A 22059-nucleotide genomic window follows, 5' to 3' on the forward strand; every position below is an offset into this window, starting at 1 on the left:
TGGTTCTGTAGCCTATCTCATTGATTCTACAGACCACTTGGATGAAAAGGCTGTATATCTTGGTACACAAGGGCTGGTTGGAAGTGGAGCATAATTATGAAAACTTATTTAGTCTTCAGCACAGCCATCTCACTAACTATTAATACTAAATAAACATAATGCCACAGCTAATCTTCAGCTACCGAATGGATATCAAGGAACAAATTACCCATCTGAAAAACAAACGCAAAGCGAAAATACTGCTACACCCCAAAACGAACAAACACGGCACAACACCCCTTGAAAATCAAGCATCATAGTGTGTTGTTGACCAATTTAGCCGCCATTTCATGAGTGGTAATACAGATTTTAGCTAACCCTATTCTACCAATTAGTTAAACAAGTGGTTTGTTAAACTTGACCCAGAAGAGTTTACAGTCTAATCTCCCCCCAACTAGTTACAAAATCTTATCCCCCATTACTTTTTGTTAAGACAGACAAAAGTATTGAAAAATCAGTGCGGTAGATAAGATTTCCGAATATTACAGGCACTCTGGGGGCCAATAACCTAGTGCGGTAGCTTTATCTTAGGAAAAATGGAATGCTTATTACTCAATTATAGAAATATTTACTAGATAGCAATAATTCTATAAACATTCATCTCAAATTCCGAAAAATCCATTCCTTATTAAATCAAATATATATTCATCATTTATGTTAATAAAGAAAATTCTGTTAAAACCAAGTATATTATCTTTGTATGTCAATATATTGGGCTTAACATCGGGAATAACAACCATACTAATAATAACAAAATATTACAATTTATTATTTCAATCTGAGTATTATATAACAACAGCATTGGTTTCATGGATAATTTTATTTGACTTTGGCATATCACAAACACTGCTTTACGTCTCTAAAAAAAGTAAAAGAAAAATAGAAAATGCTATAGGATGCTACTTATCTTATTATGTAGCATTTGGATTATTATTTATAATATTATATAAATCATACAATCCAGAAACAACATGGGAAAGTATACTTTACTTCCTCATTTTCTTGTTGAATGGTGCACTATCAATTATTCTATCTTATATAAGAGGGCAAGGGGAAGAAATATATTACTGGAAAGCAAGAAGTTTTGAATTTACTATTTACACATTAACATTAACATTAACACTATTATATGGTTTATCTATATACTCGTTAGTAATAGCAATAAGTTTATCCTCATTAGTCAATTTTATTAGCATCATAAAAATCATTGATATAAAAACATTCAAAATCACATTGAATCCAAAACCCTGGTTATCAACGCTCGCAAATACTCAAATCAGAGTAGCAGTAGAGTATGTTTCCTTCTTAATAGGATTAAAGATAGCAATTCCGTTTGTTAAATCTCAGTTAGGAGCTATATTAACAGGGAAAATAGCCTTAACTTTAACATTACTCTCAATACCCTTATCAATATCGATCGCTCTTCATACAACTAAAATCAGCAGTTTTGTATTTAACAATCAAGAAAAAAACATCAAAAATAAATATATAAGATGGTCACTATTTATAACAACATTCTTTACTCTACTAAATTTTTTCATAATCATATTAATAACAATGGATAATATCAGTTATATAAATGAAAGAATAGCAAATATAAAAATTATCACTGCAATAATGTTAGGTAATCTAGTTTCACTAATTTTATACTTAATCTCAAACTGGCTAAGGATAAATAACCATGATATAGGCTGGAAATGTATACTTATATTTAATATCTCCCAACTAATAGTCTTTACTTTATCATTTAACATAGTTTTCTCTATCTATACCTCATTATTTCTATTAATTGCATTTATTATTCTTTCATCTCTTATCAATTCCTGGAGACATTAATGAAAAAAATAACAAGAAAAATAATAAGAAGAAAGATATACCATATCCTTTGTAATTTCTTCATTATAAAAATAAGAAAAAACAATAAAAAAAAGGTGCTCTGTTCATATATATTAAAACCTTTTATTTTAAAAGGCGCTATATCACATAGTAACCTTCAAGAAGCTAGATGTATTGCAGACATAATATGTTCTTTAGGATATGATGTAGATATTTGTGATTATAAAAACATAAGAAAATTAAACTACAGCAAGTATGACATCATTTTTGGATTCGGTCACCATCTTGAAAATGCAATTTATAAAAATTTCCCAGGAAAAATAATACATTATGCTACTGGAATGCCTCAAGCATTCCAGAATGGAGAATCCATAAAGAGAATAAGGGAATTTAAAGCAAGAAACAATAATATATTGGCTTTAGAATCAGCAAGGTTTAGCTATGATAAACATTTACTACAAGAACAATTAAGTCATGGTATCATTTCAATAGGTGGGCATGACACTTATAAAGAGTTCAAGAAAATAAATAATAATCTTAGAATAATAGATACAACTTATATAGACTGTGGTTATCTTGAAGAAATACTCAGCACAAGAAATATAAATTCAGCCAAAAATAATTTTCTATGGTTAGGAGGGACAGGGGCAATACACAAAGGGTTAGACTTATTAGTTGAAGCATTTAAAGACTTAAAGAACGCCCAACTACATATTGTTGGAGACATTGAGAATGAACCTACTTTTTTTACCTACTTAACTAATACAATAAAAAATACTAATAATATATTCTATTATGGATATCAGAATCTAAATAGTCCCAAAATGATATCTATATTTAAAGAATGTACCTTTTCTATATTGCCATCATGCTCAGAGGGGCAAGCAACCTCAATAATAAACAGTATCGGCAATGGTGGTCTTATTCCCATAGTTACAAGACATGGTGGAAATGATAAAGAATACACTATTCATATAAAAGAATTAAGCATAGAATCAGTAAAAAATTCTATTATAAATGCATTAAATATGACCCAGGAAGAAATAAGAGAACATCAAGAATTTGCTATCAAAACAGTAAAATATGAAAATACCTTAAATAGATTTGAGGAAAAGTTTAGAACCACATTCTTGGAGTTAATAAGTTGACAACATGCCTATTACTGCTATTATCATTAATCCTTTTATCCTTATTATTACTAGGTCAGTTTAATCATAAAAAACTTTTTTTATTCGGGGTTTGTTATTATTTTATATTACCTATAATAGTTGGAGAAAATAAAGAAATATTTAATATAATATATTTTGAACACTGGTTTGAAACGTTTGAATTAGTTAATATTAATGAAAAACTATTTATTATTTTTTATAGCATCATTCTGTTCTTAGCTTATCTTTTAGGATGTAAAATAAGTCAAATAATAGGTTATAAAAACAATTCATTTATTACAGCAAATGCTCTGATAAATAAGAAAGGACATGGATTAGGCCAAACAAGCAGCTTACTCATATCGATATTAATTTTTTTTATATGTATCCCCATTTGGATTCATTCTTCTCATTTCTTTTTTCAAGGATATTCAGTTGGCTATGATTCATCAATTATGGGAAAAATGGTCACTCTAAACTTATTATTAACCACTTTTGTTTTTTGTATAAAAAAATCCGTTTCTTTAAACATAAAGATATTTAGCTTCGGCCTAGTCATAACCAATAGTCTACTATTGTTAAGTATGGGAGGAAGGATGTATGTACTAATATTTTTAATATTTATGATATCCTGGTTTTATGATAGTAGAAAAATTCCCAATAAAATTATTATTGCATTCATAATCGCATCATTTTTATTAATTACAGTTGGTGTGATTAGATCACACTCTGTTTCTATTAATTTATTTTCTTACATCGCCCTAGCAGAACCTGTTTTCACAAGCTTTTCATTATTTAGCTTCCTAACTCATGATAACAACTTCCATTATTTTAATTTTCCAACTAATTTTCTGAATGCTTTTCTACTGATTCTACCAAATTTCTTAGACTACAAAAAAAGCCTAATGATTAATATGGAAGATCTCGGATTTGTTTTTTATGCCCCATTAGGTGCAACAAGTCTCATCGTTTCTCTTATTGGAAACTTTGGGACAATTGGCGGAGTTTTTTTTATATTATTGATGTCCACTTTGATTGAAACAATAAGGTATTCTCAAAATGTAGTATTGAGAGTATTCTATACAATGTTATGCTCAGTTATTCCTTTTATGCTATTTAGAGACAGCTTTGGAATAGTAATAAAAGTTTCTATATTTACAGGTTTAATCTTACCTTCAATTTTTATGCTAATAGCAAGAATATTAAAACATTGATGTATTTATATTAAGAGATGAAAAAAATGATAATAATTGACGGAATCATATTCTCTTTACAGAATGCTGGAGGAATATCAGTATATTATAATGAACTCCTAAAAAGACTAAAAAAATCAGAAATAAATCACACACTTTATTTGTACAATAATAATAACAAAATCATTTCTAAAGAAGAGATTGTTACACCACAAATTAGCAAAACCAGATTAAATATTAATCTAGAAAGGTATTTAAACTTCCCATTATTAGAGGAAAAACCTAACACTATATTTCACTCTAGTTATTATAGATTACCTTACACAAAAAACAAAAGCACTAAAATCATCACAACTGTCCATGACTTTACATATGAGAAATTTTCTCCATTTTTTAAAAGAAACATTCACCATTGGCAGAAACAAAGAGCTATAATAAACAGCGATATAATAATATGTATCTCAGAAAATACTAAAAATGATCTAATTGAATATATACCTCAAGCTGTAAATAAAGACATTAGAGTTATTTATAATGGTGTAAGTGATGATTTTCATAAGATTAACAATAAAATAACATTTAACAAAAGATTCGTTTTATTTATTGGAGCTCGAGATGGTTATAAGAATTTTACTAATGCAGTAAAGGCTTTGAAAAACAGAGATGATCTAGAGCTGAGAATTGTAGGAGGTGGTCCTCTTAATGAAAAAGAAAAAATACTATTAGATGATAATATAAAGAATAGATATATCAAAATAGATTATATTACAAACAAAGATCTAAATTTATTATATAATCATGCTTATGCTTTATTATATCCATCTCTTTATGAAGGCTTTGGTATTCCTCTTCTTGAAGCAATGAAAGCCGGCTGTCCGGTCATTGCCTCAAATTCCTCATCAATACCTGAAATCGCATCTGATTGCGCCCTTTTACTCGAATCGCCTAATTTCAAAAATATATTCTCAGCATTAGAAATACTTGAAAATTTAAACTCTAGAGAAAATCTCATTAAAAAAGGATTGATTCAAAGTAGTCTATTTTCTTGGGATAAAACATTCTCTCAATTAAATAATGTATACAATGAATTAATTGGATAATTAAATTATGAAAAAAGCATTAATAACAGGTATTACTGGGCAAGATGGTTCTTATTTGGCAGAATTTTTATTAGAAAAAGGATATGAAGTGCACGGGATAAAACGTCGCTCATCTTCATTCAATACTTCACGAGTTGACCACATATATCAAGATCGCCACGAAAATAACCCTAACTTCTTCTTGCACTATGGTGATCTGACAGATTCATCCAATCTAATCCGTTTAGTACAAGAAATTCAACCGGATGAAATATATAATCTTGGTGCTCAATCTCATGTCGCAGTTTCTTTTGAATCGCCTGAATATACTGCGGATGTCGATGCATTAGGCACATTAAGGCTGCTAGAAGCTATCCGTATTAATGGATTAGAAAAAAAGACACGTTTCTATCAAGCATCAACTTCTGAACTTTATGGATTAGTACAAGAAATACCGCAAAAAGAAACTACCCCTTTCTATCCTCGCTCCCCTTATGCTGTAGCCAAAATGTATGCTTACTGGATCACAGTAAACTATCGTGAATCCTATGGCATCTATGCGTGTAATGGTATCCTATTTAATCATGAGTCTCCACGTCGTGGTGAAACATTTGTAACCCGTAAGATCACACGAGCTATCGCAAATATAGCTCAAGGATTAGAAAAATGTTTATATCTTGGAAATATGGATGCTTTACGTGACTGGGGACATGCTAAAGATTATGTGCGTATGCAATGGATGATGCTTCAGCAAGAAACAGCTGAAGACTTTGTCATATCAACCGGTAAACAAATATCAGTCCGTGAATTCGTTCGTATGTCTGCCAAAGAAGCAGGTATCGAATTAGAATTCAGTGGTAAAGGTATAGATGAAATCGCTACAGTTACTTCAATACAAGGTAACAATGTCACATCAGTTAAAGTGGGTGACGTCATAGTTAGAATCGATCCTCGTTATTTCCGTCCTGCTGAAGTCGAAACTTTATTAGGTGACCCAACTAAAGCCAAGGAAAAATTAGGCTGGACACCTGAAATTACAGTGGAAGAGATGTGTGCTGAAATGGTTGCTAATGATTTACAACAAGCCAAACAACACGCTCTATTAAAAGCTAGTGGTTTCAATGTAACAATCTCAGTAGAGAATTAATAATGCTTAATAAAAAACGAATCTTTGTAGCAGGCCACCGTGGTATGGTTGGTTCTGCAATTGTACGCCAACTTCAAAATAGACAAGACATAGAGCTAGTTCTTAAAAACCGTGGAGAGCTGGACTTAATTTCTCAGTCTGCTGTACAGGATTTCTTTGCCAAAGAAAAAATTGATGAAATATATTTAGCAGCAGCAAAAGTAGGTGGTATTGTTGCTAATAATACCTATCCTGCTGAATTTATTTTTGAAAATCTAATGATAGAGTGCAACATTATTCATGCTGCCCATTTATCCAATATCCAAAAGTTGTTATTTTTAGGTTCATCTTGCATTTATCCTAAACTTACTAAACAGCCGATGGCTGAAAGCGCATTACTGACTGATACACTAGAGCCAACTAATGAACCCTACGCTATTGCAAAAATAGCAGGTATTAAACTGTGTGAGTCTTACAATCGTCAATATGATCGGGACTACCGTAGTGTTATGCCAACCAACCTCTATGGTGAAAATGATAATTTTCATCCAGAAAATTCCCATGTCATTCCAGCATTGCTACGCCGCATTCATGAAGCAAAACAAAATAACGATGCAGAAATCGTTGTGTGGGGTACAGGAGAGCCAATGCGAGAATTCCTACATGTAGATGATATGGCTGCTGCTAGTGTATATATTATGGAGCTTTCTAGTGATATCTATAAAGCAAACACTCAGTCAATGCTTTCCCATATCAATGTAGGCACAGGAGTTGATTGTACTATCCGTGAATTAGCAGAAATGATAGCTAAGGTAGTTGGTTTTACTGGTAACATCATATTTGATACCAACAAACCTGATGGTACTCCCCGTAAATTAATGGACGTAAGCCGTTTATCTCAACTAGGTTGGAACTATCAAATACCTTTAGAAACCGGTTTAAATATGACCTATCAATGGTTTTTAGATAACCAAAATAATTTTAGGAAATAGTATGGGACAAGTGTTGAATGACTCATTATTCAAAACTATTGTGGCTAACACTCCCCTAATCTCTATTGACCTTATTATTCAAAATTCCCAGAGAAAAATATTACTTGGGAAAAGAATCAATCGCCCAGCTCAAGGTTACTGGTTCGTGCCTGGTGGACGCGTCAGAAAAAATGAAACGCTTATTAACACACTTAATCGATTACTTAAAGAAGAGCTAGGAATAAGCACATCATTACCCAATACAACATTTCTTGGGCCTTTTGAACATTTCTATTCTGATAGTTTTCTTGAAGAAGACGTTAAAACCCACTACATAGCACTTGGATATAAATTAAACATTGATCTGGATTTATCAAAATTACCTAATATTCAACACGATCGTTATCGCTGGGTTAGCATTAATGATCTATTATCTGCTGACGATGTACATCTACATACAAAATACTATTTTCAATATAGGAAGTAACCGATAATGTTATTACCCGTAATTATGGCTGGTGGGACTGGCAGTCGCTTATGGCCTCTATCTCGTACTCTTTATCCGAAGCAATTTTTATCATTAGCTTCGGAACTAACTATGTTACAGGAAACATTTACACGGTTAAAAGAACTTCCACATCTACCCCCACTAGTGATATGTAACGAAGATCATCGTTTTATTGTTGCGGAACAATTGCGCCAGAAAGATTTAATTTATAGTGACATTATCCTTGAACCTGTAGGTAGGAATACTGCCCCAGCTATCGCTTTAGCTGCCCTACATGCTATATCAAGAGGTGAAGATCCTTTATTGTTAGTATTAGCCGCTGATCATGTAATACAAGATAAATCTTCTTTTATTACCGCAATTAAAAAAGCTCAATCACTAGTAGATGCTGATAAGCTAGTAACATTCGGTGTTGTTCCTCACACTCCAGAAACTGGATATGGTTATATTCGACAAGGAGAACTTATAACTAATGATGTATATAAGGTTGCCTCTTTTGTTGAGAAACCAGATTTGCAAACTGCAAAACACTATTTATCCTCAGGTAACTATTACTGGAACAGCGGCATGTTTGCTTTTAAAGCATCACGCTATTTGGAAGAGCTCAAAAAATATCAACCAGATATTTTTTCTATTTGCCAGAAAGCGATCTCAAGCGAACACCAAGATTTAGAATTCATTAGACTCAATAAAGATGTTTTCCAAAAATGCTCTGATATTTCCGTTGATTATGCAGTAATGGAGAAGACTAATGATGCAGTAGTCGTTCCTATGGATGCAAAATGGAATGATGTTGGATGTTGGTCTGCACTATGGGAAATAAATGATAAAGACTCTAAGGGAAATGTCATTCGGGGTGACGTATTAATGGAAAATACTAGTAATAGCTATATTTCTTCTCAGAATAAACTGGTTGCTACTGTAGGAATCAATGACCTAGTTATAGTAGAAACCAAAGATGCAGTATTAGTTGCACATAAAGATAAAGTTCAAGATGTAAAGGGGATCGTCAGCCAACTAAAGCTCAATAATCGAAAAGAACACCAACAGCACAGAGAAATCTATCGCCCTTGGGGCTCCCATGATGCTATTGCAAACAGTATTCGTTATCAAGTGAAAAAAGTAACTGTCAAACCAGGGCGGCATATTACCACTCAAATTCATTATCATAGGGCTGAGCATTGGATTGTTGTATCAGGCATAGCGAAAGTGCACAATGGTGAAAAAACATATCTAGTTACCGAAAATGAATCAACTTATATTCCTGCTGGTGTTGCTCATTCTATTGAGAATCCAGGAAAAATACCATTAGAAATTATTGAAGTTCATACTGGTAGTTATCTTTCTGAAGATGATGTAGAACGGGTTGGAAATCATGGTATGGAATATCAATAATGAAAATAAGTATTATTACCGCAACATATAATAGTGAAAAAACGCTTGCTGACACTTTATTATCTCTGGAAAAACAGACTTATCAGAATATAGAATATATTATTATTGATGGAGCATCTGAAGATAATACACTAATGATGATTAATAAAAACTCAACTCGTGTAACCACTATTATCAGTGAACCAGATAAGGGTATTTACGATGCTTTAAATAAAGGAATTGCGACAGCTACTGGTGATATCGTTGGCTTCCTACATTCTGATGATTTATTCGCATATCCCGAAGCTATTGCAGATATAGTGGCTATGTTTGAAAAATATAAATGTGAAGCTGTTTATGGTGATCTTCAATATGTATCGAAAAATAACATAAACAATGTGGTTAGGTATTGGAAAAGTGGCCCATTTTACCCTAAAAAGATGCAATACGGCTGGATGCCTCCACATCCTACTTTTTATATGAAACGTAAATTATATGATAAATGGGGAGGTTTTGATTTGAATTTTAAAATATCCTCAGACTATGACTCAATTACGAGATACATTATAAACCACAATATTAAATTAATATACTTACCCAAAGTAATCATTAAAATGAGGATCGGTGGTGAAAGTAATCGCTTAGAAAATACAATTCTTAGATCTAAAGAAATCATTCGTATAATGAAGAATCGCCGTATTTTTTGGCCTATAGCTCTGATTTATAGAAATTTATCTAAACTTCCCCAATTTTTAAAATAACACTATGCCTAAATTATCTTGTTTCAAAGCATATGATATCCGTGGCCAACTAGGTGAGGAATTAAATGAAGACATCGCCTATCGCATTGGTCGAGCTTATGGTGAATTTATCAAACCTGAATCCGTGGTTATTGGGAGTGATGCACGTTTAACTAGTGAAAGCCTCAAACTTGCTTTGAGTCGTGGTTTACAAGATGCAGGCTCTAATGTCCTTGATATAGGACTTTCAGGTACCGAAGAAGTTTATTTCGCAACTTTTCATCTAGGTATTGATGGTGGGATTGAGGTTACAGCCAGCCATAATCCTATAAACTATAATGGGATGAAACTTGTTGGAAAAGATTCAAAGCCAATTAGCGGCAATACTGGGTTAAAGGAAATACAACACCTCGCTGAAGTAAATAACTTTTCTACCTTTAACAAAAGACCCCGTGGTAACTATAAAAAAATAACTATTTTAGATAGTTACATAACTCATATCCTAAATTATATCGATACTAATAAATTAAAACCTTTAAAACTGGTTGTTAATAGTGGGAATGGCGCTGCTGGTCATGTGATCGATGCTATAGAATCTCGCTTTAGAGAACTAAATGTTCCTATTGAATTTATAAAAATTCATCATAAAGCTGATGGTAATTTCCCTAATGGAATTCCTAATCCACTATTACCAGAATGTCGACAAGATACTTCTGAAGCAGTGAAGAGATACAATGCTGATATAGGCATTGCATTTGATGGTGATTTTGATCGTTGTTTCTTTTTCGACGAAAATGGATGTTTCATTGAAGGATATTACATCGTTGGGTTATTAGCTGAAGCCTTTCTGAAAGATAATCCAGGACAGAAAATCATTCATGATCCACGCCTTACATGGAACACTATAGAAGTCGTTAAGTCGTCTAATGGTATTCCTATCCTGTCAAAAACAGGACACGCTTTCATTAAAGAAAGGATGAGAGAAGAAAATGCTATTTATGGTGGAGAAATGAGCGCTCATCATTATTTTAGAGAATTTTCTTATTGTGATAGTGGCATGATTCCATGGCTATTAATAGCTGAATTACTTTCTATTAAAGAAAAAAATCTTAGCCAACTAGTACAAAATCGCATTGAAGCATTTCCCTCATCGGGTGAAATAAACAGTAAATTACTCGCGCCTCAAGAGGTTATTCAGCGCGTTTTAAACACTTATCAAAAAGATGCTATCGCAATTGATTACACAGACGGTGTTAGTATTGAATTCAAAGATTGGCGTTTTAACTTAAGAACATCTAATACTGAACCGGTGGTTCGTTTAAATGTAGAATCTAAGAATAATATACCATTGATGCGACAAAAAACAGATGAAATATTAAAACTACTAAAGTAATGAATACACAATCTAATCATTGAAGGAATAGATTATATCATTTACATACGGTATTCTAGCTTCTGAAAAAATAAGCTGATATTGTTGTGATTAATTATTTTTTACCACGGATCAAACAAATCACTATGTTAAGTTGAAAAACTAACTAGCAAAAAAATGAAACTCTATCAAGAAAACATGTTTAATATAAATCAAAGATCATTATACATCAACATTATATTAAATACTTAACCAGATAAAATCCGTTTATTTTATTTAACCAACTCATTATTATTAAATGCCACAATAAAAATCATTTAATATAAGTTCATTAACAGATACTGAAAAATATCTTTTAATATTAATCTGGCCCTATCTTTGGCTATAAAACAATACTTAATGAATTTTTGGGATAAACCATAAGCCTTTAAAGATATAAAGAGAAGGAATTATCATAATGATTCTTTTAACTGGTAGTACAGGGTTCGTTGGTAGAGCCATTCTTGATAAATTATCAGGAAAATTAGTTAAAACTCTTGGTCGTACTCGCCCAGCAAACCAATCCTCTAATTTTTTCAGTGGCACTATTGACTGCGATACTAACTATTCTCTAGCACTAGAAGGTGTTAAAGTTGTTATCCACTCAGCCGCTCGAGTCCATATCATGAATGATTCAGTATTGAATCCATTAGCTGCATTCAGGGAGGTCAATGTTGCAGGAACTCTAAATTTGGCTCGTCAAGCAGCTGCTGCTGGTGTTAAACGTTTTATTTTTATTAGTTCTATCAAAGTAAACGGTGAAGAAACAAACCCCAGCACCCCATTCCGATATAATGATATACCCGCACCAAGTGACGCTTACGGGCAATCTAAAGCTGAAGCAGAAGAAGAACTAAAAAAATTAGCAAATCTTACGGGAATGGAACTAGTAATCATTCGTCCACCTTTAGTCTATGGCCCTGGCGTTAAAGCTAATTTTAGGTCATTAATGACGGTAGTGAACAAAGGCTTACCCCTGCCACTAGGCGCTATTCATAATCAGCGTAGTTTAGTAGCACTAGATAACCTAGTTGATTTGATCGTGACCTGTGTCGATCACCCACAAGCAGCAAATCAAACATTTATGGTCAGCGATGATCAAGATATTTCCACTACTGAGCTTCTAAAAAAAATGGCCAATGCTCTGGATAAACCATCAAGATTAATCCCAGTACCAATGAATTGGATTCGTTTCGTTGCCGGTTTGCTTTGTAAGAAACCTATTGCTGACAGATTATGTAGCTCTTTACACGTGGATATTACTCATACTAAGCAGGTTTTAGGTTGGACCCCACCGGTTACAATGGATGAAGAATTAGCCAAAATTGCTAGTGTGGAATTTAATAAATAAATTGGATCAATTATTACCCATGACCACTTTGATAATTCGTATATTTGATATTATATTTTCCTTAATAGGGTTAATTATAACTTCCCCGATCTTATTTATCTTAACTATTATCGGATTATTTGATACAGGTTCACCTTTATTCCGGCAAACACGTGTAGGACGATTTCAAAAACCGTTTACTTTGGTCAAGTTACGTACTATGAAAATAGATACAGCTTCTGTTGCAAGTCACTTAGCTAATTCTTCTTCTATTACTAAATTTGGTAGTTTCTTACGTAAAAGTAAGTTAGACGAGCTACCACAATTATGGAATGTATTGAAAGGGGAAATGAGCCTTGTCGGACCTCGACCTTGTCTCTTTAATCAAGAAGAACTAATCACTGAAAGAAAACTGCTTAATGTATTTAATGTGAAGCCAGGAATTACAGGGTTAGCACAAGTGAACACCGTAGATATGTCTACACCAAAATTATTAGCTGAAATGGATGCTAATATGATTAATTCACTCACATTAACTGATTATTTCAAATACATTATCCAGACGGTTGCTGGTAAAGGTTCTGGCGATAGGGTTAAATATTAATAGTCTTTTCTCATGTCTTTTAATGTTACAACTATTCAAAGCAGCAATATTAACCTCAACCATGCAAATAAGTAGGCATAAAATATAATGTTATTTTATTTTCTTGAGCTTTCGCGAAAGCTCAAACGAACTATTTCTATTTCAGTGGACATAGGACTATTGAGTATTGCTTTTTGGGGAGGATATTGGGTTCGTCTTGATGCACAAGTTCCCATTTCTAATTTGCCTCAATGGGGACTATTAGCAATACTCACGCCAGTGACTATACTAATTTTTATAAAATTAGGATTATATCGAGCAATATTGCGCTATGTAGGTTTTAAAGTTTTATGGACAGTAGCCCTAGGAATTTCGGTATCTACTATATTATTAGTAATATCTGCTTTCTTCTTCAGCATATCCCTACCACGTACTGTACCTATAATTTATTTCGCATTTGCTATACTGTTAGTCGGTGGCGTTAGATTATTTTTCCAGATGTTGGTTAATAGAAATAAAAACAATAGAATTCCTGTATTGATCTATGGTGCCGGTTCATCAGGCCGACAATTACAATTAGCACTAAATCAAGGACAAGAATATTTTCCTGTCGCATTTGTTGACGATGATATAACCCTACATAAGACAATGATTCAAGGAATTAGTGTCTATCCCTCTGAGAATATTGACGAATTAATTCTTCGTTTTAACATTAAGAAAATATTATTAGCAATACCTAGTGCACCCAGGTCAATACGTCAAAATGTCATCCACCGCTTAGAACATTTTCCGTGTGAAGTTCTCTCTATTCCAGGTATGACTGACTTAGTAAAAGGGAATGCATTTATTGATGAATTAAAAGAGGTTTCTATAGAAGATCTATTAGGACGTGATCCTGTGGAGCCAATACCTGAACTAATGAATGCAAATATAACGAATAAGCATGTTATGGTGACAGGAGCTGGCGGCTCTATTGGCTCTGAACTATGTCGTCAAATATTACGCTGTGAACCAGCTAAGTTAGTATTATTTGAATTATCTGAATATAACCTTTACGCAATTGATAAAGAACTTAATGAACAATGTCATCGTGAAAGTATTAAAACTGAGATTATACCCCTTCTAGGTTCAGTTCAACATCAATGCCGCTTAAGTACTGCAATGATTAGCTTCCAAATTCAAACTGTCTATCATGCAGCTGCTTATAAGCACGTTCCTTTAGTTGAATATAACGTAGTCGAAGGAGTACGTAATAATATATTTGGTACTCTTTACAGTGCTCAAGCTGCTATAGAAGCTGGTGTTGAAACCTTTGTTTTAATTTCAACAGATAAAGCGGTTCGTTCTACCAATACTATGGGAGCGACTAAGCGTATGGCAGAATTAATTTTACAGGCTCTAGCTGAGGCACAAAATCAAACCCGTTTCTGTATGGTTCGTTTCGGTAATGTATTGGGATCATCAGGTTCTGTAGTACCACTGTTTCGCAAACAAATTCTGAATGGTGGCCCTATCACTGTGACTCATCCAGATATTATTCGTTACTTTATGACAATTCCAGAGGCTTCCCAACTAGTGATTCAGGCTGGGGCCATGGGTACTGGAGGAGATGTCTTTGTACTTGATATGGGCAATCCTGTTAAGATCCTTGATTTAGCTCACCGTATGATTAGATTAAGTGGCCTAACATTGAAAAACAAACAAAACCCAGAAGGAGATATAGAAGTAAAAGTTGTAGGACTCCGCCCAGGTGAAAAGTTATTTGAAGAGTTATTAATTGGTGACTCAGTAAATAATACAGCTCACCCACGTATTATGACTGCTCAAGAGAACATGTTACATTGGCCAATACTGCGTGAACTTTTAGTCGAATTAGCAGATGCATGTTGCAACCACGATTACAAGCAAATTCGCCAATTATTATTAAAAGCGCCAGCAGCATTCTCACCAACAGATGGGATATGTGATCTAGTTTGGAAAGCCCAAAAAAAGCTTGATTTTGATGTAATCCAAGCCGGAACACATGATATTGAATTTTTTATATCTGAATTACATACACCCTTTCATTGATCATTAAAATAATTAACTCTCATAATAAGTATATCAATTATTTATGTAAGAGAATTTATTAAAGGATTCAAATGATTACTTTAATCACCGGCGGAACCGGCTATATCGGCTCACATACAGTATTAGCGCTTCTGGAAAGAGGAATTGATGTTGTTGTTATCGATAACCTTTGCAATTCATCACCTGAATCTCTTCTCCGAGTTGAAAAACTCACTGGTAAATCAGTGAAGTTTTATCAAGGTGATATCCTTGATTTAGATTTACTGAATCAAATCTTCCAAGAAAACAAAATAGACACTGTAATTCATTTTGCCGGATTAAAAGCCGTTGGTGAATCTACCAGAAAGCCTCTTGAATATTACCAGAACAATGTTACTGGCACCCTAGTTCTATTGCAGGCTATGCGTGCCAACGATGTGTATCAATTGATTTTCAGTTCATCCGCAACGGTTTATGGTGATCCTGAATTTGTACCACTTACTGAAAATGCTAAAGTAGGCGGCACCACTAACCCTTATGGCACATCAAAACTGATGGTTGAGCAAATTCTAAAAGATTTTGCCGCAGCCGAGCCAAATTTCAAAATCACCAGCCTGAGATATTTCAATCCTGTTGGTGCTCATTCATCAGGTATGATTGGTGAAGACCCTAACGGTATTCCCAATAATCTGTTGCCTTATATCACTCAAGTTGCTATTGGCCGTCTGAAATGTTTATCAGTTTATGGCAACGATTATCCAACCAAAGACGGTACCGGTATTCGTGATTATATCCACGTAATGGATTTGGCTGAAGGCCATATTGCTGCTATTGATTATCTGGATAAACAACTATCCTATGAAGTTTTCAATTTAGGAACAGGCGCTGGTTATTCTGTATTGGATTTACTTCATGCTTTTGAAAATGCAGCAGGTAAAGAGATTCCACATAAAATCACAAATAGACGCCCTGGAGATATTGCTGAGTGTTGGTCTGATCCGTCCAAAGCCCGTGAAATTCTCGGCTGGCAAGCAACACGCAATATTGACGACATGATGCACGATAGTTGGAATTGGCAGAAGAATAACCCCAATGGTTTTCGCTCTAATTAAGGTGTATACCTACACTGTTTGGTTCCTTAAAAGAAGTAAAATTCAGAATAAATCTGAATGACTACCTATTCGATATATACCCTATGGATTTCAAGATGCATCGCGACGGCAAGGGAGTGAATCCCCGGGAGCATAGGTAACTATGTGACCGGGGTGAGCGAGTGCAGCCAACAAAGAGGCAACTTGAAAGATGACGGGTATAGTTTAAATTCAGTATTTGTGCGCTGATAAATAAGCAAAATATCTGGCGCTCCGTGGCATTCAAGGTAACCAATAATATTGGCCTGCTAATGAATGTTCACGGTAACGCTCTAGTAAAGGCTCACCAGTCTGTAAAAGCTCAATGGTTTTCAAGATAACCGATTGAGCTTTTTTATTATTAGCATAACGTTTTGCATCTTTTTTAAAACGACTCTGGTAAACAATCTTTAGCATTATTTACCATCCAAGATCACGCTTTATTTCATCTATCGTATCAACTCGGTGAACACCTACGCCATTTTCCAGATTCCGAATAGCCTGTAATGTCTCCTGATTAAGTTGCAGCAACTCAGCAGGTAATTCTGGCTCAACAGCCAGACGATTAATCAGAGATGAAATCCCCCTGCATCCCCTCCCGATTTCTGCTAATCTGTGCCCCTTGTTTCTGGGGGGTATATGCTAAACATCGTCTTATTTGAACCTGAAATCCCACCTAATACCGGTAATATTATTCGCCTTTGTGCCAATACCGGTTTCCAATTGCATTTGATTCAACCCTTGGGTTTTACCTGGGATGATAAAAGGCTACGTCGAGCCGGGCTGGATTATCATGAGTTTGCCAATGTTAAACAACATCATGATTATTATGTTTTTTTAGAGAATGAAAAGTTAATAGAAGGATCTGCTGCTCGTTTGTTTGCTCTCACAACAAAAGGAATACCAGCACATAGTGCGGTAAGTTATCAAGCAGGGGATTATTTAATGTTCGGGCCGGAAACCAGAGGGCTACCGCCTTACGTACTGGATAATATGCCGCCACAACAAAAAATCCGTATCCCAATGCTGGCAAACAGCCGCAGTATGAATCTTTCCAATTCAGTCGCTGTTGTCGTTTTCGAAGCCTGGCGACAATTAGATTATCAGGACGCTATCATAAAAAATTAGTGTGTCATTTAATAAGCGTGACTAATATCGCTACACTTTCTTACAATAGCCCAACGTGTTATTTATTTATCGTATCGCGGCAATTTTTTCTTCTTTATGTGGGTCTGGTGAAGAATAGTTTTCTACTCTACACCAGATTCACGATGAGCCAAGCACCCATTTTTGTCATGTTCTCGGATGAAGTGTGGTACGTAAAATAAAAAATCATGGGTAGAGGAAAATAGGAAGATATTAGACGTAGCTTTTATCCTGGGTTTTTCCGAACAAGTTTTTGCGCTAAATCATCGTTTATTACGGGGCATAGGTGCTATGATTAGTATAGAATAACCCTATTGGGGGATTTTTTCTCTTTGAAAATTGATTCAGATAACTTAATCGGGGTTGATTCCCTCAAATGATCTACTATTTGATAAAACTATTTAGATCATAATAATTTAACAAAGTTAGCATTAAATCAACTCATTTTCATTGATATATATTGGTTACACTATGAAAGCAAAAATTTCAAAAGAATTTCTCCAAGATGTCATAGAATGGGACATATATAATTGGAGCCATGCATTAAAATATTGGCAAGATAATTCTAGCTTAGAATTAAAATCAGCTAATATTCTAGAAATAGGCAGTGAAAATGGTGGGCTATCGTTGTGGGCTGCATTAAATGGTGCAAATGTCCTATGTACCGATCTAAATGGCCCTACACCAAAGACACTGGAGAAACATAAGCGTTATAATATAGAAGATAACATTCAATATGAAAAATTGAGTGCATCGGATATTAAATATAAGAACCATTTTGATATTGTTATGTTTAAATCAGTATTAGGTGCTGTCGGTTATAATTTCAATAAAACAGCACAAAAAGAGGCTATTAATCAAATCTTTCATTCATTAAAAGAAGGAGGTGAACTTTGGTTTGCAGAAAATCTGGTTGCATCACCATTGCATAAATTTCTCAGGAAAAATTATGTTAATTGGGGAAATACTTGGGGCTATGTTACCGTCAATGAAATGACAGATTATCTGTCAGTATTTTCAAATGTTAATTATACAACATTAGGCTTCCTTGCTACGCTTGGTAGGAATGAATTTCAAAGAAAATTTTTAGGGGTGTTAGATAATAAAGTTCTAAATAAAGTCATTCCTAAGCATTGGCACTATATTATAATAGGTGTGGCAAAAAAATAATTTATATACCCGTCATCTTTCAAGTTGCCTCCTTGTTGGCTGCACTCACTCACCCCAGTCACATAGTTATCTATGCTCCCGGGGATTCGCTCCCTTGCCGCCGCGATGCATCTTGAAATCCATAGGGTATAGAAGATTTCACAAGTTAAGCATGCCAGATCATATTTCCACATTCAGCATGTGAAAATATGATAGTGATTACTAATTATCCAGATTTCGATAAATTAAATCCCATCCCCATACTCAAAGCCATGATTGATACCATTAAAGTGTTGGTTCATATCCAATGATGGCTTTTCGCTTTCAGGTTTACCAACAATACGGGCAGGCACTCCAGCGGCTGTTGTGTGCGGTGGAACAGAGCGAAGTACAACTGAACCTGCGCCAATTTTGGCCCCACGACCAATTTCAATATTACCCAATATTTTCGAACCTGCGCCAATCATCACCCCTTCCCTGACTTTCGGATGACGATCACCCCCGGTTTTACCCGTACCACCAAGGGTAACGGATTGCAGGATAGAAACGTCATTTTCCACTACCGCCGTTTCACCAATTACAATGCCTGTAGCATGGTCAAGCATAATGCCACAGCCAATCTTTGCTGCCGGATGAATATCAACGCCAAAAGACATCGAGATTTGGTTTTGTAGATAAATAGCCAATGCTTTACGTCCTTCTCCCCAGATCCAATGGGCAATACGATAGGCTTGTAAGGCATGAAACCCTTTGAGGTAAAGCAAGGGAGTTGAGTATTTATCTACAGCGGGATCACGTAAACGTACCGCTATGATGTCGCGGGCAGCAGAGACAATCATCTTTTGATCTGAGTTATAAGCCTCTTCTACGATCTCTCTAACAGCAATAGCCGGCATAATCGGCGTAGCCAGCTTATTAGCCAACATATAACTTAAAGCACTACCAAGATTTTCATGCTTGAGCAATGTTGCATGAAAAAAACTGGCCAACATCGGTTCACATTCAGCCAGTGCTCTCGCTTCTGTTTTTATGTTCTTCCAAACTTCGTCCAATTCTTCTAGCGACATATTTTTTACTCTCACATTTAGAACCTATCTCATTAGATTTTTATTTAAGAGCGTACATTATCGCTCTCGTCCTTTCTGGCTCTTCCTAATAATGCCTGAGCAGCTTCTTGCACATTTTTATTGCAATAGAGTATCTGATAGATTTGTTCTGCAATCGGCATTTCTACATTGGCACGATTAGCCAATGCACGTACTTCTTTGGTATTGCGATAACCTTCAACAACCTGTCCAATCTGATCCTGGGCTTCTTCGACGCTAATTCCCTGCCCCAACATCATGCCAAAACGACGGTTACGTGATTGGTTATCAGTACAAGTTAAGACCAAATCGCCCAATCCCGCCATGCCCATAAAGGTCGAAGGATCAGCACCAAGCGCCGCCCCAAGGCGACTCATTTCCGCCAATCCACGCGTAATCAAGGCAGTACGAGCATTAGCACCAAAACCCATACCATCAGATATTCCCGCACCAATGGCAATCACGTTTTTTACAGCACCACCGAGTTGAACACCAATAAAATCAGGATTTTTATAAACCCGGAAGCTTTTGCCACAGTGGAATAATTGCTGAAGCTCATCGCCAAAAGCAGATTCCGTCGCGGAAATAGCAATCGCAGTAGGCAAACCAGCCGCTAACTCTTTAGCAAATGTTGGCCCAGAGAGCACCGCTAGCGGTATTTCATTGCCTAATATCTCACGGGCCACATCCTGCAATAACCGACCGGTATCCGCTTCCAAGCCTTTAGTTGCCCAGACGATACGTGAATCAGGCCGTAGATGTGGTTTTACCTGCTTTAACACTTCACCAAACACATGGCTAGGTACCACAACAAGAATATCGCGGCTCGCTGTTAGTGCTTTTATTAGGTCTGTTTCAAGCAATAAACTATCAGGAAAGGAAACATCCGGCAGAAATTTCTGATTACAACGCGCCTGTTGCAATGCCCGGATATGTTCTGGGTTGTGCCCCCAAAGTACAACATTATGACCATTACGAGCCAGCGTAATGGCTAATGAGGTGCCGTATGAGCCGGCACCAATCACTGTCATAGAAACAGTATTATTCATTAAGCTTCCTGTTCAGTTTGTTCACCACCCTCAGACTGTTCTGCCTGCTGTTGCAGGTAGTTCATGAATAGGGCGTCAAAGTTTACTGGAGCCAGATTCAGCTGTGGGAAGGTACCACGGCTAACCAGGCTAGTGATGCACTCACGAGCATATGGGAACAGGATATTCGGACAATATGCCCCCAAGCAGTGAGCTAGCTGAGTTCCTTCAATACCGTCAATAGAGAAAATACCCCCTTGCTGTACTTCACACAGGAATGCCGTCTCTTCTCCCAAAGTTGCTGTTACAGTCACACGCAGAACAACTTCATAAACCCCTTGAGCCAACTCACTGGAAGCGGTATCCAGATCCAGTTTTACTTCCGGCTGCCATTCCTGCTGAAACACTTGCGGTGCGTTCGGTGCTTCAAAAGAGATATCTTTGGTGTAGATACGTTGGATCTGAAAAGCCATTTCTGTATTGCTTTGTTCTGACATAATAATTGTTACCTTTAGATGTCCTTATTAAATTTTTCATGTGAATGTCACCATTCACGCCCAAAATGATTACTTTTTACCACGCGCCAATGGCAAGTTTTCGCCTGTCCAACCAACCAAACCTTCTTTCAAGGAACATACGCGTTCAAAACCAGCACGAATAAGATTCTCTGCCGGAGTACGAGATTCAGCGCCATTCGCAGAAACAACAATTACAGGCTGCTTTTTATGTTTTTCCAACTCAGCAAAATTGTTGTCTTTAATTTCAGAGGGAGTCAGGTTTACTGCGCCAATAATATGCCCTTTGCGGAAATCTTCACGGGAACGTAAATCCACGACGATGGCTTCTTCTTTATTGATCAGATTAATAGCTTGAGCACGAGTTATCTCTTTGGTTTTAGAGAAGAAACCTCTCGTTGTAGTCACAATAACGGCAACCAGCAGTGCAATCCAGATGAGGCTTAAGGTCATATGCTGGTTAATAAATTGCATGATTTCTTGCAGCATGGGGGCAACAACTCCCGTTGGTTAATAACAAATATCTAAGGTTCCAGAGTATACCTTTGTGTTGCGTCAATTACAGCCAAATAGCATAAGCTCAATGCAAATTTTGCGGAGAGTTTCGAGAAAAAATAAA

23 protein-coding genes are annotated in these 22059 nt (G+C 35.5%); 16 read left to right on the forward strand and 7 right to left on the reverse strand.

Annotated features, from left to right (window positions below; all coding sequences use genetic code 11):
• Positions 1-735 precede the first annotated feature (735 nt).
• The 14 genes from ACGF49_RS12745 (at position 736) to galE (ending at position 16499) form a co-directional block, all read left to right on the forward strand.
• Entirely contained in the window at positions 736-1875 is a 1140-nt protein-coding gene (locus ACGF49_RS12745; protein ID WP_387491258.1) for a hypothetical protein, read from the forward strand.
• The gene (locus tag ACGF49_RS12750; protein ID WP_387491261.1) at positions 1875-3023 is read left to right on the forward strand and encodes a glycosyltransferase; all 1149 of its coding nucleotides are present in this window, start codon (positions 1875-1877) and stop codon (positions 3021-3023) included. The genes ACGF49_RS12745 and ACGF49_RS12750 overlap by 1 nt, the downstream gene beginning before the upstream one ends.
• Positions 3020-4237, forward strand: coding sequence for a hypothetical protein (locus ACGF49_RS12755; protein ID WP_387491264.1), 1218 nt, complete (start codon positions 3020-3022; stop codon positions 4235-4237). Before ACGF49_RS12750 ends, ACGF49_RS12755 begins: the two co-directional genes overlap by 4 nt.
• 26 nt (positions 4238-4263) lie before the next feature.
• Entirely contained in the window at positions 4264-5316 is a 1053-nt protein-coding gene (locus tag ACGF49_RS12760; RefSeq protein WP_387491267.1) for a glycosyltransferase family 4 protein, read from the forward strand.
• A gap of 7 nt (positions 5317-5323) precedes the next feature.
• On the forward strand, positions 5324-6442 hold the full coding sequence (gene gmd / locus ACGF49_RS12765) for a GDP-mannose 4,6-dehydratase (protein WP_387491270.1): 1119 nt from the start codon (positions 5324-5326) through the stop codon (positions 6440-6442).
• A 2-nt stretch (positions 6443-6444) separates the two neighbouring features.
• On the forward strand, positions 6445-7413 hold the full coding sequence (locus ACGF49_RS12770; RefSeq protein ID WP_214067462.1) for a GDP-L-fucose synthase: 969 nt from the start codon (positions 6445-6447) through the stop codon (positions 7411-7413).
• A gap of 1 nt (position 7414) precedes the next feature.
• Complete coding sequence (locus ACGF49_RS12775; RefSeq protein ID WP_387491275.1) at positions 7415-7879, forward strand: GDP-mannose mannosyl hydrolase; 465 nt, start codon at positions 7415-7417, stop codon at positions 7877-7879.
• A 6-nt stretch (positions 7880-7885) separates the two neighbouring features.
• Positions 7886-9295 (forward strand): mannose-1-phosphate guanylyltransferase/mannose-6-phosphate isomerase, encoded by a 1410-nt coding sequence (locus ACGF49_RS12780; RefSeq protein ID WP_387491278.1) that lies wholly within the window; start codon positions 7886-7888, stop codon positions 9293-9295.
• Positions 9295-10035, forward strand: coding sequence for a glycosyltransferase family 2 protein (locus ACGF49_RS12785; RefSeq protein ID WP_387491281.1), 741 nt, complete (start codon positions 9295-9297; stop codon positions 10033-10035). Before ACGF49_RS12780 ends, ACGF49_RS12785 begins: the two co-directional genes overlap by 1 nt.
• 4 nt (positions 10036-10039) lie before the next feature.
• Complete coding sequence (gene cpsG / locus ACGF49_RS12790) at positions 10040-11407, forward strand: phosphomannomutase CpsG (protein WP_387491283.1); 1368 nt, start codon at positions 10040-10042, stop codon at positions 11405-11407.
• Positions 11408-11843: 436 nt separating this feature from the next.
• Positions 11844-12776 carry a UDP-glucose 4-epimerase family protein gene (locus ACGF49_RS12795; RefSeq protein WP_387491286.1) on the forward strand — a complete coding sequence of 311 codons (933 nt, stop codon included), beginning with the start codon at positions 11844-11846 and terminating at the stop codon, positions 12774-12776.
• A gap of 19 nt (positions 12777-12795) precedes the next feature.
• Positions 12796-13359 carry a sugar transferase gene (locus ACGF49_RS12800; RefSeq protein WP_246545037.1) on the forward strand — a complete coding sequence of 188 codons (564 nt, stop codon included), beginning with the start codon at positions 12796-12798 and terminating at the stop codon, positions 13357-13359.
• An 87-nt stretch (positions 13360-13446) separates the two neighbouring features.
• Complete coding sequence (locus ACGF49_RS12805) at positions 13447-15408, forward strand: polysaccharide biosynthesis protein (protein WP_387491289.1); 1962 nt, start codon at positions 13447-13449, stop codon at positions 15406-15408.
• Positions 15409-15479: 71 nt separating this feature from the next.
• A complete protein-coding gene (galE, locus tag ACGF49_RS12810; RefSeq protein ID WP_387491292.1) occupies positions 15480-16499 on the forward strand; it encodes a UDP-glucose 4-epimerase GalE in 1020 nt (339 codons plus the stop codon).
• Between the two features lie 261 nt (positions 16500-16760).
• Here galE and ACGF49_RS12815 read toward each other — a convergent pair whose 3' ends face one another.
• Together ACGF49_RS12815 and ACGF49_RS12820 are read right to left on the reverse strand one after the other, a co-directional pair.
• On the reverse strand, positions 16761-16934 hold the full coding sequence (locus tag ACGF49_RS12815; protein WP_387491294.1) for a type II toxin-antitoxin system YafQ family toxin: 174 nt from the start codon (positions 16932-16934) through the stop codon (positions 16761-16763).
• 3 nt (positions 16935-16937) lie between these two features.
• On the reverse strand, positions 16938-17120 hold the full coding sequence (locus ACGF49_RS12820; RefSeq protein ID WP_387491365.1) for a type II toxin-antitoxin system antitoxin, RelB/DinJ family: 183 nt from the start codon (positions 17118-17120) through the stop codon (positions 16938-16940).
• Positions 17121-17156: 36 nt separating this feature from the next.
• On the opposite strand from ACGF49_RS12820, the gene trmL reads away from it, so the two are divergent.
• A complete protein-coding gene (gene trmL / locus ACGF49_RS12825; RefSeq protein ID WP_387491297.1) occupies positions 17157-17645 on the forward strand; it encodes a tRNA (uridine(34)/cytosine(34)/5-carboxymethylaminomethyluridine(34)-2'-O)-methyltransferase TrmL in 489 nt (162 codons plus the stop codon).
• Positions 17646-18134: 489 nt separating this feature from the next.
• Complete coding sequence (locus ACGF49_RS12830; protein ID WP_113041796.1) at positions 18135-18833, forward strand: bifunctional 2-polyprenyl-6-hydroxyphenol methylase/3-demethylubiquinol 3-O-methyltransferase UbiG; 699 nt, start codon at positions 18135-18137, stop codon at positions 18831-18833.
• Here ACGF49_RS12830 and ACGF49_RS12835 read toward each other — a convergent pair.
• From ACGF49_RS12835 to ACGF49_RS12855, 5 genes are all read right to left on the reverse strand, one after another.
• Positions 18803-19006, reverse strand: coding sequence for a hypothetical protein (locus tag ACGF49_RS12835; RefSeq protein WP_146748073.1), 204 nt, complete (start codon positions 19004-19006; stop codon positions 18803-18805). The two genes, ACGF49_RS12830 and ACGF49_RS12835, sit on opposite strands and share 31 nt — an antisense overlap.
• Positions 19007-19057: 51 nt before the next feature.
• Positions 19058-19879 carry a serine O-acetyltransferase gene (gene cysE / locus ACGF49_RS12840; protein ID WP_112896088.1) on the reverse strand — a complete coding sequence of 274 codons (822 nt, stop codon included), beginning with the start codon at positions 19877-19879 and terminating at the stop codon, positions 19058-19060.
• A gap of 44 nt (positions 19880-19923) precedes the next feature.
• Positions 19924-20946, reverse strand: coding sequence for an NAD(P)H-dependent glycerol-3-phosphate dehydrogenase (gene gpsA / locus ACGF49_RS12845; protein WP_228900811.1), 1023 nt, complete (start codon positions 20944-20946; stop codon positions 19924-19926).
• Positions 20946-21422, reverse strand: a complete 477-nt coding sequence (secB, locus tag ACGF49_RS12850; RefSeq protein ID WP_228900812.1) for a protein-export chaperone SecB — start codon at positions 21420-21422, stop codon at positions 20946-20948. Before secB ends, gpsA begins: the two co-directional genes overlap by 1 nt.
• Before the next feature lie 69 nt (positions 21423-21491).
• Positions 21492-21929 carry a rhodanese-like domain-containing protein gene (locus tag ACGF49_RS12855; protein ID WP_113041798.1) on the reverse strand — a complete coding sequence of 146 codons (438 nt, stop codon included), beginning with the start codon at positions 21927-21929 and terminating at the stop codon, positions 21492-21494.
• Positions 21930-22059: the final 130 nt, after the last annotated feature.

The organism is Photorhabdus sp. RM96S, assembly GCF_042879335.1.
In the GTDB taxonomy this organism is placed as follows: Bacteria; Pseudomonadota; Gammaproteobacteria; order Enterobacterales; family Enterobacteriaceae; genus Photorhabdus; species Photorhabdus kayaii.